Genomic DNA, 14,887 nt, shown 5'->3' with positions numbered 1-14,887 from the left:
CCATCATGCGCCTATCGCCCGCCGCCCTTGCCGTCGCGTTGGCCGCGCTGAGCGTATCGACCTCGCTCCATAGCCAGCGCGCCGATACCGAAATCGACCCGCGGTCGATGGCGCTGCTCCGCCAGGGGCAGGCGGCTGCGGCGGCCGGCAATCTGGAGGGCGCGACCGACCTGATCGAGACCGCGCTCGCGGTCGATCCGCGCAACCGCGCCGGTTTCGTAACGCTGGCCGGGGTGGCGACGCGGCAGGGCCTGCCGGGCAAGGCGATCCGGCTCTATCGCGAGGCGCTGTTGATCGAGCCCAACGACACCGCCGCGTTACGCGGACAGGGCGAGGCGCTGGTCGCGAAGGGCGCGATGGGTCCGGCACGCGAGAATCTCGATCGCATCAAGACGCTGTGCGGAAAGAAGGCGTGTCCCGATGCCACCTCGCTGACCGCGACCATCGCCAAGGGCCCGCCGCCCGCGGCCGAACCCGCGACCAAGGTGCCGGAGAAGCCCGACAGCGACGCTAAGTAAGCGCGCGGGCGATCGCGACGAACTCGGCGACCGAGACGGTCTCCGCCCGACGCGACGCGTCGATGCCGAGCGCCGCCAGCGCGTCGAGCGCGCCTGGCACGCCCTTCAGGCTCTGGCGCAGCATCTTGCGACGCTGGCCGAATGCCGCGGCGGTGACGCGTTCGAGCGTCGCGACGGCGACTCCCGCCGGCGCCTCGCGCGGCTCGATATGGACCACCGCCGACATGACCTTGGGCGGCGGGGTGAAGGCCGAGCGGTGGACGTTCATCGCGATCCGCGCCGCCGTCCGCCACTGCGCCAGCACCGCGAGCCGGCCATAGGCGTCGTCGCCGGCGCTCGCGACGATCCGCTCCGCCACTTCGCGCTGGAACATCAACGTCAGGCTCCGCCACCAGGGTGGCCAGGCGGTCGTCAGCCAGGCGACGAGCAGAGCGGTCCCGACATTGTACGGCAGGTTGGCGACGATGTGCGGCCGGCCGTCGAACAGGCTTGGCGCGTCGACCGCGAGCGCATCGTCCTCGATCACGCGCAGCCGTCCCGGATAGGCGTCGCCGAGTTCGGCGAGCGCCGGAATGCAGCGGCGGTCGCGCTCGATCGCGGTCACGCGCGCGCCGGCCGCGAGCAAAGCCCGCGTCAGGCCGCCGGGGCCGGGACCGATCTCCAGCACCTCGGCGTCGGTCAGATCGCCCGGGATCGCGGCGATCCGCGCGAGCAACTGGCCGTCGAACAGGAAGTTCTGGCCGAGCGCCTTCGACGCGGACAGGCCGTGGCGCGCGATCACCTCGCGCAGCGGCGGCAAAGCGGGCGGGGTCACGCGCTGAGCGCGGCGCGGCGCGCGGCTGACTCCGCCGCCAGCCGGATCGCGGCGATCATCGCGCCGGGCTCGGCGACGTTCCGGCCAGCGATGCCGAACGCGGTGCCGTGGTCGGGCGAGGTGCGCACGATCGGCAGGCCGAGCGTCACGTTGACGCCCTCGTCGAAATGCAGCGTCTTGAGCGGCACCAGCGCTTGGTCGTGGTAGCAGCAGATCGCCGCGTCATAGGTCGCACGGGCGCGGGCGTGGAACATCGTGTCGGCCGCCAGCGGACCGGTCGCGTCGATGCCCTCGGCCCGCAGCGTCTCGATCGCCGGAGCGATGATGTCGATCTCTTCGCGACCGATCGCGCCTTGCTCGCCGGCATGCGGGTTGAGCCCGGCAAAGGCCAGACGAGGCGTCGCGATGCCGAAGTCGCGAACCAGCGCGCGTTCGGTCACGCGCGCTTTCGCGACCAGCAGCGCCGACGTCAGCAACTCCGGCACGCGGTGCAGCGCGACATGCGTCGTCGCCGGCACCACGCGCAGCGTCGGGCCGGCCAGCATCATCACCGTCGCCGACGATGACACGCCGACGCGCTCGGCGACGAACTCGGTCTGGCCGGGATGGGTGAAGCCGATATCGTAGAGCTGCGCCTTCGACACCGGCCCCGTCACCAGCGCCGCGGTCGCACCCGAGCGGGTCAGCCCGATCGCGAGCTCGAGCGAATGGAGCGCACACCGGGCGCCCTCCAGATCGGGCTGGCCGGGGGCGATCTCGCCGGCATCTGCGGTCGTCAGCACGGGGAGCGCCTCGTCGAACGCCGCCGCCGCTTCGTCGGGCGAGCCGATCCGCACGACCGGGCCGTCCCACACCGCCGCGACCGCGCGCGTGTCGCCGACCGCGAAGAACGCCGGCAGCTTTTCCTCGCGGCGGCGATTCCACGCCTTGGCAATGATCTCCGGGCCGATCCCCGCCGGGTCGCCCATCGCGACGGCCAGCGGCAGGAGCGAGGTCACGGAACGTCTACCCTCAACGATATTCGATGATCGCGTCGCGGCGCAGGTCGCGCAGGATCTTGGTCGCGCGCAGGTTGGTGCGCTGCTGCACCATCTGGTCCTGCACCTGTTCGGCGCTGGGCAGCATCGCGGCCGGTGCGTCGTCGCGACCGCACAGGACCAGCGCGCTGATCCCCTCAGTCGGCGAGCCGAACGGCGGGCTGACCTGGCCGACCTGCATCTTCAGGAGCATGTCCTGCAGCGGCGGCGGCAGGTCGCGCACCGTCAGCTGGTCGTTGTCGACGACTTGCGCGCCGATCGCCGCCGCCGCCTTGTTGGCGGCGCCGCAGCCATTGATGCCCTGGATCGCCTTGCCGAAATCGGCGGCGCGCAACTGCGCCTGCGCCTCGGTCGTGCCGGCGGGGAAGGCGATCTTGATCTGTTTGAGGCTGAGCTTCGCGCCGCGCGGATCGGCGCCCATCACGGTCCGCTTGTCGACCATGTAGATGACCGAGAAACCGCCGGACACCGGGATCGGCCCGGCCAACTGGCCGACCTGCATCTCGGCGGCCGCCTGCGCCAGTTCGGGCGGCAGCGAGGCGGGACGCACCCAGCCCAATTCGCCTTCCTGCGGTGCGGTCGTCGTTTCCGACAGAGTGCGGGCATAATAGCCGAACGGCGCCTTGCCCGCCTTCATCTCTTCCATCGCTTGGCGCAGCTTCGCGTTGACGGCTGCCGCGCTTTCGGGCGTCGCCGACATGTAGATCTCGCGGAGGTGATATTCCTCGGTACCCTTGGCCGCGGCCATGCGGTCGATCACCGCCTTCACCTCATCATCGCTGACGTTGATGTCGACGGTGCGGCGGAGGTACGACTGCCAGGCGAGCTCGCCTTCGATCTGGCGGCGCACGCTGCGCTCCGACGAGCCGATCGAGCGGAGGTAGCTGGCGAAGGTCGCCGGGTCCTTGCCCAGTTGCTGCGCGATGCGCGCGAAGGCCAGGTCGATCTTCTCGCGGCTGATCGTGATCTTCTCGCTCTGCGCCTGCTGGATCTCCAGCGTCTCGTCGATCAGGAGGCGCAGCACGCTGAGCTTGAACTGGTCGCGCTCGGCATCGTTCAGCTGGTAATTGTTGATCGCCGACACGAACGCCATGCGCTGATCGACGTCGGTGCCGGTAATGACGGTGCCGTTGACGATCGCGGTCGGCTTGCGGATGTTCGGGTCGAGCTTGCCGAAGATCGTCAGATTGGCCGGGATGTCGAGCCCCGCCTGCGGCACCTCGCCATCGGGGACGGTCTGCGCCCAGGTCTGAACCGACAGGCCGATCAGCGCAGCGGCGGCAGCAACTCGCGCCGCGCGCGATCGAAACGAAAACTTGGTCACGTGGTCAAAAACCCCAATGGCGCATGGGCGCATCCCCAGCGAACTGCCCCGCGCTTGCCCGATCCCGGATGAACCCCTGCTTAGCGACCCAGGTTCTTGAACGCCAGCGTCAACAGGAACGAGTTGCCCGCCCTGGCGTCGCCGGTATCCTGATAGTCGCGCCGCCACGTCACGCCCAGGCGGAGGCAGTCGTCCTCGTACTGCACGCCCAGGCGGTGCCGCACCGGCGAGAAGCCGTTGGCGATCGAGGTCGGGTCCTCCGCCTTGTCGGTCAGGTCGATCGTCGCCGACCCGAAGATCGACCAGAACCGCCCGAAGCCGACCCGCGCACCGACGCGGGCTTCCTCGCGGTCGCGCAGATCCTCCAGCGTCGGGTCGATGTTGCGGTTCAGCCGGAGGTAGCCGAGCAGGACGTACGTCTGCTTCGACCCGATCGTCGCGTCGATCTCGTTGCGGCGGACCGCGAAATTATCCTTGTCGAGCCGGTAGCGGTGGATGACCGACACGAAGTCGCGGATGCGCACTTCCGTCCGCCCGACGATGTCCGACACGCGCTCGCTCAAGCCGGTACCGTTGGGGAAGATCGACGGCCGCGAGGTCAGGCGATAGCTCTGGCCGATATTGGCGTCGACCGCGACGCCCGGCAGGTCGAGCGCATAGTCGACGCCGTAGGTGAAGCGGGTCGAATCCTCCCACCGGTCGTATCCCGGAAAGCGGTTGAGCGCGAAGAGGTTCGAATCCTCCAGGTCGACCGCGCGGGCATCCTCGTTGGGGACGCTGAGGTTGGGCGTGCCGGGCGAGGCGACGATCTGGAAGCGTGGGGTCACCCGCTGCGTACCGCCCAGGAACTCGCCGATCAGCGGCCATTTGATGTCGAGCGCCAACGCGCCGATCGCGCGCGCGTGCACGCCCTCCAGCCCACGATAGGCGACCACCGTCGTCGCCGCCGTGTCGCTCGCATTATAGACGTCGCCGCGCGCATAGGCGGTCAGCGTGACTTCCTGGCCCCACGGCGTAATCCGCCGCAAGTCCCAGCGCGCGCTGGCGAAGGCGCGCTGCGTGTCCTGGCCCGCCGGACGCGTGATCGCGAGCGTGTTGAGCTGCAAGGCGACGCGGCCGCCCAGCACGTCGTCGATCCGGCGGCGATAGTCGATCTCGGGCAGGGCGATCGGCTGCAACCGCTGGTTGTCGCCCAGCCGCAGCGATTCGACGTACCACCCGGTGATGCCGAGATAGCTGTTGGCGTCGATCCGCTCGAGACTGGCGGTCGAGCGCAGCCGATCGTCGTTGGAGATGTCGTACCGGCGCAGGAAGGTGCGGTCGGTGGTCAGCCGCAACGATCCGGTGATCGACCAGTTCGGGTCGAGCTGGAACTTGCCGATGCCGTCGATGTAACCGCGGAACGCCGTCGTGTTCGGCCCGGTCGGATTGAGGAAATCGTTACGCGGCGACACCGTCGCATAGCCGATGATGCGATACGCGCCCTTGTCGGTCAGCGCCTCGAAGCTGCCCTGCAGCATCGGCGCGACCTTGCTGTAGATATGCGGCGCGACGATCAGCCCGCGATTGGGCGCGAGCCGGATGTAATAGGGATCGGCGACCTCGAAACCGTTGGCGGCGGTGTAGCGGATGATCGGGCTCAGCAGCCCGCTCTCGGCATTGTCGCCGACCGGGTTGGACAGCCGCGGCAGCGGGATGCTCGCGAAACCGAACAGATGGACGCGCGCACCGGTATAATAGATGCGGCGGCGATCGGGGCGGTACACCACGCGGATCGCGGTGATCTTCCACGACGGTTCCTTGGGGCACCCGTTCGAGTCGGTGACCGAGCAGGCGGTGTAGGACGCGCGCTTCAACGTCACGACGCCGTCCTCGTCGCGCTTGCCCTCGACCGCGGCGAGCCGGCCGCCCTGTTCGAGCACGATCAGCAGGTTGTCGACCACGCCGTCCTTCAGCGAATCGGTCAGCTCGATCTTGTCGCCATAGGCGATGTCGCCCTGCGGGTTGGTGACGGCGACGTTGCCGGTCGCGACGACCTGGCCGGTCTTGCGGTTCCACACGACCTGGTCGGAGCGCAGCTTCTGCCCCTCGCGGTACATGCGGACGTCGCCGGTCGCGGTCACGATGTCGGTGTTGTTGTCGTATTGCAGCGCGGCGGCGGAGAATTGCACCTGGTCCGAATTGGCCGGGGCCGGCGCGTCGGACGGCGGCGGTGGCGGAACCGGGCGATCCTGCAGGTCCTGCGCCAGGGCCGGCCGTGCCGCCAGCGCGAACAGCATCGCGGAGCCGGCCAGACATGCGGAACGCGTGAAGATCACCAACCACCCTTTGCGCGGGCGCCCTACGTTGGGACGCCCATTGACCCGTATCGCATCGCCGCGCGGCATCCGCAACGCTTTGCAGCCCGGCCAATAGCGGCCTAGGAGGAAGCGTCCAGCCATTGTCTGGCGCTAATCAACCGAGGTTCGCATTTCATGAAGATCGAGTTTTCCACCACGCTGCCCCAGGATGCCGAGGTCCTCGTCCTCCCCGTCGCGAAGGGCGCGCTCGACGCCGCCGTGTCCGCGCAAGGCGGTGCTGCGGTGCTGAAGGCGGCCGCCGCCGCCGCGCGGTTCGACGGCGAGGCCGGCGCGACGGTCGAGGCCTTCGCCGGTGCCGGCGACGCGATCCGCCGTATCGTGCTGACCGGTGTCGGCGACGGCAGCGAGGCGGAGTGGGAGAAAGCGGGCGGCGCGGTCACCGCGCGGCTACTGACGACGGCGAAGAATGCGGCGGTCGACGTGACCCATGCGAGCCCCGCGCCGGCGGCGCTCGCGCGCTTCGCCGGAGCGCTGGCGCAGCGGGCATGGCGGATCGACACGTATCGCACCAAACTGCCCGAAAAGCAGAAGCGAACGCTCGAAAACGTGTCGATTCTCGCACAAACCGACGACGCGAAGGATTCCTGGATCCAACAGGAAGCGGTCACGGCGGGGCTCGACCTGACCCGTACATTGGTCTCGGAACCACCCAACATCGTCTATCCGGCGACCTTCGTGGAGCGCGTGACGGCGTCGGTCGAGAGGCTGGGGCTCGAGATCACGGTGCTCGGCCCGGACGACATGACGAAGCTCGGCATGGGCGCGTTGCTCGGCGTGGCGCAGGGTTCGGCCAGGGAAGCGCGCCTCCTGGCGTTGAAATGGAACGGAAAAAGCGCGGGCGATCCCGACCTGGCGCTGGTCGGCAAGGGCGTGACCTTCGACACCGGCGGCATCTCGATCAAGCCGGCCGCCGGCATGGAGGACATGAAGTGGGACATGGGCGGCGCCGGCGCCGTCGTCGGCGCGATGAAGGCGCTCGCCACCCGCAAGGCCAGGGCCAACGTCATCGGCGTCTGTGGCCTCGTGGAAAACATGCCGGATGGTAATGCCATCCGCCCCGGCGACGTCCTGACCAGCATGTCGGGCCAGACGATCGAAGTGCTCAATACCGATGCCGAGGGGCGGCTGGTGCTGTGCGACTGCGTGACGTGGGTGCAGCAGACGCATCGCCCGAAGACGATCGTCGATCTGGCGACGCTGACCGGTGCTATGATTATCAGCCTGGGCAGCGAGCATGCCGGACTGTTTTCGAACGACGACGGACTGGCCGACGAACTGCTGGTGGCGGGCAAGGCGACGGGTGACCTGTTGTGGCGCTTCCCGCTGTCGGACACCTACAACAAGCTGATCGACTCGCCGATCGCCGACATGAAGAATGTCGGGCCGCGCGGCGCCGGGTCGATCACGGCGGCGCAGTTCATCGGCCGCTTCGTCGATGCGGGCGTGAAATGGGCGCATCTCGACATCGCCGGCGTGGTCTGGGCCGACAAGCCCGGCGCGACGCACGACAAGGGCGCGACCGGTTATGGCGTACGGCTGCTCGACCGTTTCGTCGCGGATAATTTTGAAGCGTAGCTTCACCCCGGCATAGGCCGTGGCCGCTATGTGATAATCCAGTCGCCCCGGCCTTCGCCGGGACGACGGGCCAGGAACAACATGCAGGTCGATTTCTACCACCTGACCGCCACCCCGCTCGAGCGTGCGCTGCCGCAGATCGCCGAGAAGGTGGTGGCGGGGGGCGGTCGGCTGCTGATCGTCAGCGGCGACGCGGCACAGCGGGCGGCGATCGATCGACTGTTGTGGAGCTACGCCCCCGACAGTTTTCTGCCGCATGCCCAGGCGGGCGGGGAGGAGGACGACCTGCAACCCGTGCTGATCGCCGCCACACCCGAACCGGCCAACGCCGCGCGCAACGTCGCGCTGATCGACGGTGAGTGGCGCGACGCGGCGCTGGGTTTCGACCGTGCCTTCCACTTCTTCGACGCCGATCACATCGCCGCGGCACGCGAGGCGTGGAAAGGGCTGGCCGATCGCGCCGATACCCGGCGCAATTACTGGAAGCAGGACGAGAACGGCCGCTGGTCCAAGGCGGCGTGAGGGTTGCGCGCGGCGCCCGGCCCGCCTAGGGAGCCGCCAGTTTTCCACCAGCACAACCAAGAGGAGCGAGCGACCGCCATGGCCGTCTCACGCACGTTTTCGATCATCAAGCCCGACGCCACCCGCCGCAACCTGACCGGCGCGGTCACCAAGATGCTGGAGGAGGCGGGGCTGCGCGTCGTCGCGTCGAAGCGCATCCACATGACCCGCGAGCAGGCCGAGGGCTTCTACGCGGTGCACAAGGAGCGTCCGTTCTTCGGCGAGCTGGTCGACTTCATGATCTCCGGCCCGGTGGTGGTGCAGGTGCTGGAGGGCGAGAACGCCATGCAGCGCAACCGCGACGTGATGGGCGCGACCAACCCGGCCAATGCCGAGCCCGGCACGATCCGCAAGGAACTGGCCGAATCGATCGAGGCGAACACCGTCCACGGGTCGGATTCGGACGAGAATGCGGCGATCGAGATCGCGTACTTCTTCAAGCCGGAAGAAATTGTCGGCTGATCCCGGCTGGCACCTGACGCGAGCGGGCGCGGCGGATGCCGCATCGCTCGCGCTGGTCGCCTCGGCCTGTTTCCTCGAAACGTTTGCCGGCATCCTGGAGGGAGCCGACATCGTCGCGCATTGTGCGAAGGCGAATGCGCCCGACGTCTTTCGCGCCTGGATCGCCGACGCTGCGAGCCGGGTGGCGCTCGCCGTCGCCGATCGTGGTGCCGCGCCGGTCGGCTATTCCGTCCTGACGACGCCGGACCTGCCGTCCGTCGAGACTCGGCCGGACGATATCGAACTACGCCGCATCTACACGCTGTCGCTCACGCATGGCGGCGGGCTGGGACCGACGCTGATGCGGCAAGCGGTCGAGGATGTTCGGGGCTATGCCGGCATTGCGTAAAGTTGATCGCCGACATAGCCTTGATTAGGCGTCATTGTTCGCGAAACCGCGATCGCGCACCATCTTGTCGGTCATTCGCGCGTCGATTCGGTCGATCCATTGCTTGTAGCTGGCGGCATCGGACGTCTTGCTGCCCTTCTGCGACTCCGGTCGTCGCGTCGACGACAACACCGGTTGCGCGCGAACGGATCGGCCGACAAGCGGCCTAGGTGTAGTCGCGTTCGCAGGATGCGCGCAGCGCCGGCTGTTCGGCCGCCGACACGGCATGAGCGGCCATCATCACCGACAGGTCGTTGGTCCGGCTCGTCAGGTTCTGGCCAGCGGGAACGGCGTGCGCGGCGATCAGCAGGAAATCGCCCGCCTGAACCTTAACGTGAGCATCTCCGTCGTCTTGGCAGCTGTCGTGACCGTCACCGCCGCGCACCGCATAGCTGCGGCCGCCATTGGGTTCAACGACAGCGCCGTCGCTCCCCGTAGAAGCGGCAAAGGCAGCAAGAACCGGTAGACAGCGAGCACGACGAATCTTCCCCATGTTTTGCGATCATCGTAGAAAACGAGACATTCCCGCGCCAGAGTCCAGGACGCAAAGACCGGGGCCTGCACGACGGCTTGTAATGATGTCGCCTCCGCTGGTGGGGCACCATACGCAACCGCGCCGTTCAATCGGCGTTCAGCGGTTGGCGGGCATCGCCGCGGTCGCGCCTTGAACGTCCGTTGCGTGCCGATTAGAGGGGCTGCGACGGGCTTCCCCCTTGCCCTTTTACGGAGAGTTTTTGCGATGAAGAGGATTTCGACCGCCGCCCTCGCCGCGGCGATGCTGGCCGGTGGTGCAGCGGTCGTCGCCGCGCCGCCCGCCTTCGCCAAGAAGAAGGAAGAGGCGCCTGCCGGGCCGCAGGTCAGCGCGGCGTTCGGTGCTGCGCTGAACAGCGCAAAGGCCGCTTTCGTCGCCAAGGACGACACGGCGTCGGAAGTCGCCGTGGTCCAGATGGAGTCGCTCGCGAAAAGCGACGACGAGAAATATTACGCCCAGCTGGCGCGGTACGAACTCAACGCCAACCGCGCCGCGGCCAAGGCGCAGGGCACCAACGGCGTGTACGATCCGAGCACCGTGGTCGGGCCGCTCGACGCGCTGCTCGCGAACCCCAAGCTGCCGGCGGACAAGGTCGCGGGGTATGCCTATGAGCGCGGCCGGCTCGCCTATCTGCAGAAGCAGTACAAGGTCGCGATCGACAATCTGAACCGCGCCAAGGCGGCCGGCTCGGTCGATCCCAACCTGCCGCTGCTGCTGGTCGATGCGAAGCAGCATGCCGGCGACAATTCGGGCGCGCTCTCAGAGCTCGACGCATATTACGCCTCGGGCAAGCCGATGACCGAGGATCAGTACAAATACGCCTTCGCGCATGCGGCCCAGGCAAATTTACGCGGCGACACGGTGAAGTGGCTGCAACGGTGGGTCGCCGGCATCCCGACGTCGAAGTCGTGGCGCGATGCCTTGTCCTATTACGGCTATTCGCAGAAGCCGGTGGTGACGCTCGACAAGTATCAGACGATCGACCTGCTGCGACTGATGCGTCAGACGCACGCGCTGGCCGACCAATACACCTACGAGGCGTTCGCCCAGCGGCTGTTCAACAGCGGCCTGCCCGACGAGGCCAAGGCGGTGGTCGACGAGGGGCGCGCCAACGGTAAGATCCCGGCGGGCTCGCCGGCGATCGCCACGGGCACGGCGGCGGCCAACCAGATCTCGTCGGCTTCGGCGCTGGCCGCGCTGGCGACCAAGGCCGGCGCGAGCGCCAACGGCCAGCTGTCGCAGCAGACCGCCGACGTCTATCTCGGTCGCGGCGACTATGCGAAGGCGGTCGAACTGTATCGCCAGTCGCTGACCAAGGGCGGCGTCAACGCCGATCAGGTGAACACCGACCTGGGCATCGCGTTGGCCCTGTCGGGCGACAAGGTGGGCGCCAAGGCCGCGTTCGATCTGGTGAAGACGGCACCGCGCAGCGACATCGCCGGCTTCTGGTCGACCTGGCTCGACCACCCGCCGACGAGCTGAGTCGCGCTTCGGGGCAAGCGATGGGGCGGCCGGTGACGGCCGCCCTTTTCGTCAGTCGGCGTTGACCGGAATGCCGGGCAGGTGCTTCGACGTGCGGATCGTCAGCGACGTCTTGACGCTGGCGACGTTCGGCGCTGGGGTCAGGTGCGTGGTCAGGATGTCCTGAAACGCGCGCAGGTCGCGGGCGACGATCTTCAGGATGAAGTCGATCTCGCCGTTCAGCATGTGGCATTCGCGGATTTCGGGAGTGGTCGCGACATGGCGTTCGAACGCGGCGAGGTCGGCCTCCGCCTGGCTGCGCAGGCTGACCATCGCGAAGACGGTGATCGGATAGCCCAGCGTCGCGGCGTCGAGTTCGGCATGATATCCGGTGATCGCGCCCGCTTCCTCCAGCGCGCGGACGCGGCGCAGGCACGGCGGCGCGGTCAGCCCGACCCGTTCGGCCAGTTCGACATTGGTCATCCGGCCGTCGTCCTGCAGCAATTCCAGGATACGTCGATCGATCTGATCCAACCTCTTCGTCCTTCAGTTATTTTGGCGCAGCGCCAGCACGGTCCGTCATAAGATAATTTCATCGCCGCGCAATCGTCCCACTATGCGACGCTCCAAAATGGACCGTTGAATCGCGGTTTGCCACGGTTAAGGAATCGTTACGCGACGGTGCAGAGTGCGTCGCCAGTAGGGGGTAAGTTGCGGTTCGACGATAGTCTCGACACGGTCCTGGCCGCCGATGCGTCGACTCCGTTCGGTGCGCAGTCGGCGTGGCGCCAGCTGACCGACCTGATCGCGCGGCGCCGCGTCGATTCGGCCGCAGCGATCGAACGGCTGCGGGCGATCCGGTCGCAGATTCCCGCCGGCGTCCGGTCGGCGAGCGCGCGCAGCGTCGCCTTCGGTGACCCGCCGCTCGCGCTGGTCGCCCTGTTCGCCGAAGATTCGCCCGCCATCGCCGCGCCGGTCATCGCGGTCGCGCGGCTGAGCGAGGCCGAGTGGCTGTCGTTGATCCCCGGCCTGTCCCCGACGTCGCGTGGGCTGTTGCGGCATCGTCGCGACTTGCCGGCATCGGTCGGACGCGCACTCGACAGCTATGGCGCGGTCGACTTCGCGCTGCCGCAGCCCGAAGGCGTCACGATCGATCTGACCCCGACGCTGCCCGCCGAACCTGCCAACGATGTCGAGGTCGAACCGACCGGTGCGTTCGCCATCGCCGACTTGGTGGCGCGGATCGACGCGTATCAGCGCGATCACGGCGATCTCGATCGCGGCCCGTCCGCTCTGGCGGCGGCGCAACCGATCGGACATTTCTGCTTCGAGACCGACGAGCGCGGCATGATCCGCTGGGTCGACGGGGCGCCGCGCGAGCCGTTGATCGGCGTCGTGCTCGGCGGCATCGGCGCGCGGACGGACGGCGTCGTTGCCGGCGCATTCCGCCACCGCGCCTCGTTTGCCGATGCGCGGCTGGTCGTGCCGGGCGTGTCGGCGGCGGCGGGTGACTGGCAGATTTCGGCGACCCCCGGGTTCGATCCCGCCAACGGTCGCTTCACCGGCTATCGCGGCGTCGCCCGCCGCCCGCGATCCGACGAGCGCGCCGGGCCGATCCCGCCGGCGGCCGAGGCGCTGCGCGCGCTGGTTCATGAACTGCGCACCCCGACCAACGCGATTTCGGGTTTCGCCGAGATGATCGAGGGCCAGGTGCTCGGCCCGGCACCGGCGGTCTATCGCGAGCGGGCCGGGATCATTCGCACCAATACGCGCGATCTGCTCAACGCGATCGACGATGTCGATACCGTCGCCCGGATCGAGCAGGGTGCTCTCGAGCTGCGACCCGATACCGTTGCTGTCGGCCCGCTATTGGCGCGGCTGGCCGGCGATCTCGAGCCGTTGCTGCGCCTGCGTGGCGCGACGCTCGACGTCGATGACGGGACGGAGCCGCTGGCGGTGCATGGCGACACCATCGCCGTGTCGCGGATCGTCAGCCGGTTGCTGTCGCTCAGCGTCGGCGCCTGCGCGCGTGGCGAGCGGCTGGCAGTCGATGCCGGTATCGACGGCGAGGCGGTGACGATCGCGATCGACCGGCCGCGCGCGTTCCTTGGGCGGAGCGAGGACGAGTTGCTGTCGTCCAGCGCCAGCGAGCCCGACGACGGAACGACGCTGGGCGTCGGTTTCGCGTTGCGGCTGGCGCGCAACCTCGCGAGCGAGCTCGGCGGCGGGCTCGCGATCGGCGGCGAACGCTTGACTTTGCGCCTGCCGGCGGCGTTGGATCGGGAAGTGGGGCAGCTTTCCTCGATCTAACATGGCGATCGCGCCCTTCCGTCCCCGGCCGCCGTCGCCGGCCGAGCTGATCGCGTGGGGACCCGATTTCGGCACCCGCTTCATCGTGTTCGTCGACGTTGAGGAGGAGTTCGACTGGGCCAGGCCGTTGTCGCGCGACAACCGATCGGTGTCCGCGATCGCCGCGCTGCCGGATGCGCACGCTAGGTTCGCCGCAGCCGGTGTCCCGCTGGCGCTGATGGTAGACTACCCGGTTGCGACCGATGCGCGCGCGATCGACACGGTCGGACCGTTGCTGGGCGGGGGCACGAGCGTCGGAACGCAGCTTCACCCCTGGGTCAACCCGCCGTTCGACGAAGCATTGACGCCACCCAACAGTTTCGTCGGCAACCTACCGCCGGCGTTGGACGCGGCCAAGCTCGACGTTTTGACCGATACCATCGCACGCGCGTTCGGCGCGCGACCGACCGCGTATCGCGCCGGTCGCTACGGGCTGGGGCCGGCCAGCTTCGGCCTGCTGGCGTCGCGCGGTTATCGTCTCGACAGTTCGATGCGGCCCCGGTTCGACTATCGCCGCGAAAGCGGGCCGGATTTCCGCGCGATCGGTAATGCGGCGTGGCGGCGCGAGGGCGTGATCGAACTGCCGTTGACGACGGTGTTCACCGGCGCCGCGCGGCGGGGCGGCAACGCGCTGTACCGCGCGGCGAGTGTGGTACCGAAGGGCCGCGCGCTGCTCGCGCGGACGCACCTGCTCCAGCGTATCCCGCTGACGCCAGAGGGCATTCCGCTGCGCGATGCCGTCGCGGCGATCCGGATCGCCGTGGGCGAGGGGGATCGCGTCCTCAGCTTCGCGTTCCACTCGCCGTCGTTGGTGCCGGGGCATACATCCTACGTCCGGGATGCGGAGGATCTTCGCCGGTTCTGGTCGTGGTGGGACGGTGTCCTCGCCGAACTCGCCCGGCTGGGTGTCGAACCGATCGGGCTCGATGCGCTGATCGCGGCGGGATAGGCGAGGAGTTGGTGGGCCCGGCAGGACTTGAACCCGCAACCTAGCCGTTATGAGCGGCCAGCTCTAACCAATTGAGCTACAGGCCCCACCCTAGGACGCAACGCATCGTTCGGCGATCCGATCGAGATCGGACTTGGTCGGGGAGACAGGATTCGAACCTGCGACCCTCTGGTCCCAAACCAGATGCGCTACCAGGCTGCGCCACTCCCCGACCGGAGGCGGGGCGATAGCGGAGCCGCCGCGAACTCGCAACCGCGATGGTGGCGGGTGCTACTGCGCGTTGACTACTGCGTCGCTGCTGTTCCCCGCCGCCGCCGCTTGCGCGGTCGCCTCGGCGATGGCGGCGGCCGCGGCGCGGTTGGCTTCGGCATTGACGTTGGCGTCGAGCGCGGCGGCCTGGTTGACCAGATCGGCTTCGACCGACCTGGCGGCGTTTTCGGTGGTCGGCGGCGTGCTCGACGAACAGGCGGCCAGCGCCAGTCCGGCCAGTGCGATCAAGGGCGACGATCGTGCCATGG

16 protein-coding genes and 2 tRNA genes are annotated in these 14,887 nt (G+C 68.4%); 8 read left to right on the top strand and 10 right to left on the bottom strand.

Going from position 1 to position 14,887, the window contains the following annotated elements; genetic code table 11:
- Positions 1–5 precede the first annotated feature (5 nt).
- On the top strand, positions 6–518 hold the full coding sequence (locus tag J0I47_RS04425; protein ID WP_294045218.1) for a tetratricopeptide repeat protein: 513 nt from the start codon (positions 6–8) through the stop codon (positions 516–518).
- On the opposite strand, the gene rsmA is transcribed toward J0I47_RS04425, so the two are convergent.
- The 4 genes from rsmA to lptD all read right to left on the bottom strand — a co-directional run bounded on the left by rsmA (position 511) and on the right by lptD (position 5,972).
- Positions 511–1,332: a 16S rRNA (adenine(1518)-N(6)/adenine(1519)-N(6))-dimethyltransferase RsmA gene (rsmA, locus tag J0I47_RS04420; RefSeq protein WP_294045217.1), complete on the bottom strand. Its 822-nt coding sequence runs from the start codon at positions 1,330–1,332 to the stop codon at positions 511–513. The genes J0I47_RS04425 and rsmA overlap by 8 nt on opposite strands.
- Complete coding sequence (gene pdxA, locus J0I47_RS04415; protein ID WP_294045216.1) at positions 1,329–2,330, bottom strand: 4-hydroxythreonine-4-phosphate dehydrogenase PdxA; 1,002 nt, start codon at positions 2,328–2,330, stop codon at positions 1,329–1,331. The genes rsmA and pdxA overlap by 4 nt, the downstream gene beginning before the upstream one ends.
- 13 nt (positions 2,331–2,343) lie before the next feature.
- On the bottom strand, positions 2,344–3,693 hold the full coding sequence (locus tag J0I47_RS04410) for a peptidylprolyl isomerase (RefSeq protein WP_294045215.1): 1,350 nt from the start codon (positions 3,691–3,693) through the stop codon (positions 2,344–2,346).
- An 80-nt stretch (positions 3,694–3,773) separates the two neighbouring features.
- Positions 3,774–5,972: an LPS assembly protein LptD gene (gene lptD, locus J0I47_RS04405; protein ID WP_294045857.1), complete on the bottom strand. Its 2,199-nt coding sequence runs from the start codon at positions 5,970–5,972 to the stop codon at positions 3,774–3,776.
- 195 nt (positions 5,973–6,167) lie between these two features.
- Here lptD and J0I47_RS04400 point away from each other — a divergent pair, with 195 nt between their 5' ends.
- The 4 genes from J0I47_RS04400 to J0I47_RS04385 all read left to right on the top strand — a co-directional run bounded on the left by J0I47_RS04400 (position 6,168) and on the right by J0I47_RS04385 (position 9,039).
- Positions 6,168–7,628, top strand: a complete 1,461-nt coding sequence (locus J0I47_RS04400) for a leucyl aminopeptidase (RefSeq protein ID WP_294045214.1) — start codon at positions 6,168–6,170, stop codon at positions 7,626–7,628.
- Positions 7,629–7,709: 81 nt separating this feature from the next.
- A complete protein-coding gene (locus tag J0I47_RS04395; protein ID WP_294045213.1) occupies positions 7,710–8,150 on the top strand; it encodes a DNA polymerase III subunit chi in 441 nt (146 codons plus the stop codon).
- Between the two features lie 78 nt (positions 8,151–8,228).
- On the top strand, positions 8,229–8,651 hold the full coding sequence (ndk, locus tag J0I47_RS04390) for a nucleoside-diphosphate kinase (protein ID WP_294045212.1): 423 nt from the start codon (positions 8,229–8,231) through the stop codon (positions 8,649–8,651).
- On the top strand, positions 8,641–9,039 hold the full coding sequence (locus J0I47_RS04385; RefSeq protein ID WP_294045211.1) for a GNAT family N-acetyltransferase: 399 nt from the start codon (positions 8,641–8,643) through the stop codon (positions 9,037–9,039). The genes ndk and J0I47_RS04385 overlap by 11 nt, the downstream gene beginning before the upstream one ends.
- A gap of 24 nt (positions 9,040–9,063) precedes the next feature.
- On the opposite strand, the gene J0I47_RS04380 is transcribed toward J0I47_RS04385, so the two are convergent.
- Together J0I47_RS04380 and J0I47_RS04375 are read right to left on the bottom strand one after the other, a co-directional pair.
- Positions 9,064–9,210: a hypothetical protein gene (locus J0I47_RS04380; RefSeq protein ID WP_294045210.1), complete on the bottom strand. Its 147-nt coding sequence runs from the start codon at positions 9,208–9,210 to the stop codon at positions 9,064–9,066.
- A gap of 34 nt (positions 9,211–9,244) precedes the next feature.
- Positions 9,245–9,571 carry a hypothetical protein gene (locus J0I47_RS04375; protein ID WP_294045209.1) on the bottom strand — a complete coding sequence of 109 codons (327 nt, stop codon included), beginning with the start codon at positions 9,569–9,571 and terminating at the stop codon, positions 9,245–9,247.
- A 246-nt stretch (positions 9,572–9,817) separates the two neighbouring features.
- Between J0I47_RS04375 and J0I47_RS04370 the strand changes: the two genes are divergently transcribed.
- Positions 9,818–11,092 (top strand): hypothetical protein, encoded by a 1,275-nt coding sequence (locus J0I47_RS04370; protein WP_294045208.1) that lies wholly within the window; start codon positions 9,818–9,820, stop codon positions 11,090–11,092.
- A 51-nt stretch (positions 11,093–11,143) separates the two neighbouring features.
- Here J0I47_RS04370 and J0I47_RS04365 read toward each other — a convergent pair whose 3' ends face one another.
- Positions 11,144–11,605 (bottom strand): Lrp/AsnC family transcriptional regulator, encoded by a 462-nt coding sequence (locus J0I47_RS04365; protein ID WP_294045207.1) that lies wholly within the window; start codon positions 11,603–11,605, stop codon positions 11,144–11,146.
- Positions 11,606–11,782: 177 nt separating this feature from the next.
- Between J0I47_RS04365 and J0I47_RS04360 the strand changes: the two genes are divergently transcribed.
- A complete protein-coding gene (locus tag J0I47_RS04360; protein WP_294045206.1) occupies positions 11,783–13,381 on the top strand; it encodes a HAMP domain-containing sensor histidine kinase in 1,599 nt (532 codons plus the stop codon).
- 1 nt (position 13,382) lies between these two features.
- On the top strand, positions 13,383–14,369 hold the full coding sequence (locus J0I47_RS04355; protein WP_294045205.1) for a polysaccharide deacetylase family protein: 987 nt from the start codon (positions 13,383–13,385) through the stop codon (positions 14,367–14,369).
- Positions 14,370–14,378: 9 nt separating this feature from the next.
- Here the strand turns inward: J0I47_RS04355 and J0I47_RS04350 are convergent.
- The 3 genes from J0I47_RS04350 to J0I47_RS04340 all read right to left on the bottom strand — a co-directional run bounded on the left by J0I47_RS04350 (position 14,379) and on the right by J0I47_RS04340 (position 14,885).
- Positions 14,379–14,455, bottom strand: a tRNA-Ile gene (locus tag J0I47_RS04350).
- Between the two features lie 48 nt (positions 14,456–14,503).
- Positions 14,504–14,580, bottom strand: a tRNA-Pro gene (locus J0I47_RS04345).
- A 59-nt stretch (positions 14,581–14,639) separates the two neighbouring features.
- On the bottom strand, positions 14,640–14,885 hold the full coding sequence (locus tag J0I47_RS04340) for a hypothetical protein (protein WP_294045204.1): 246 nt from the start codon (positions 14,883–14,885) through the stop codon (positions 14,640–14,642).
- Positions 14,886–14,887 lie beyond the last annotated feature (2 nt).

Origin of the sequence: Sphingomonas sp., assembly GCF_017304635.1 — a bacterium.
GTDB lineage: Bacteria > Pseudomonadota > Alphaproteobacteria > Sphingomonadales > Sphingomonadaceae > Sphingomonas.
Note: the sequence above shows the minus strand (reverse complement) of the source record. Positions and strands in the feature narration are given on the sequence as shown.

Bases quoted from the DNA above. Each gene is read 5' to 3' on its own strand.
- J0I47_RS04340 (WP_294045204.1), bottom strand. From the start codon at position 14,885: ATGGCACGATCGTCGCCCTTGATCGCACTGGCCGGACTGGCGCTGGCC.
- J0I47_RS04425 (WP_294045218.1), top strand. From the start codon at position 6: ATGCGCCTATCGCCCGCCGCCCTTGCCGTCGCGTTGGCCGCGCTGAGC.
- J0I47_RS04400 (WP_294045214.1), top strand. From the start codon at position 6,168: ATGAAGATCGAGTTTTCCACCACGCTGCCCCAGGATGCCGAGGTCCTC.
- J0I47_RS04395 (WP_294045213.1), top strand. From the start codon at position 7,710: ATGCAGGTCGATTTCTACCACCTGACCGCCACCCCGCTCGAGCGTGCG.
- ndk (WP_294045212.1), top strand. From the start codon at position 8,229: ATGGCCGTCTCACGCACGTTTTCGATCATCAAGCCCGACGCCACCCGC.
- J0I47_RS04370 (WP_294045208.1), top strand. From the start codon at position 9,818: ATGAAGAGGATTTCGACCGCCGCCCTCGCCGCGGCGATGCTGGCCGGT.
- J0I47_RS04375 (WP_294045209.1), bottom strand. From the start codon at position 9,571: ATGGGGAAGATTCGTCGTGCTCGCTGTCTACCGGTTCTTGCTGCCTTT.
- lptD (WP_294045857.1), bottom strand. From the start codon at position 5,972: ATGCTGTTCGCGCTGGCGGCACGGCCGGCCCTGGCGCAGGACCTGCAG.
- J0I47_RS04355 (WP_294045205.1), top strand. From the start codon at position 13,383: ATGGCGATCGCGCCCTTCCGTCCCCGGCCGCCGTCGCCGGCCGAGCTG.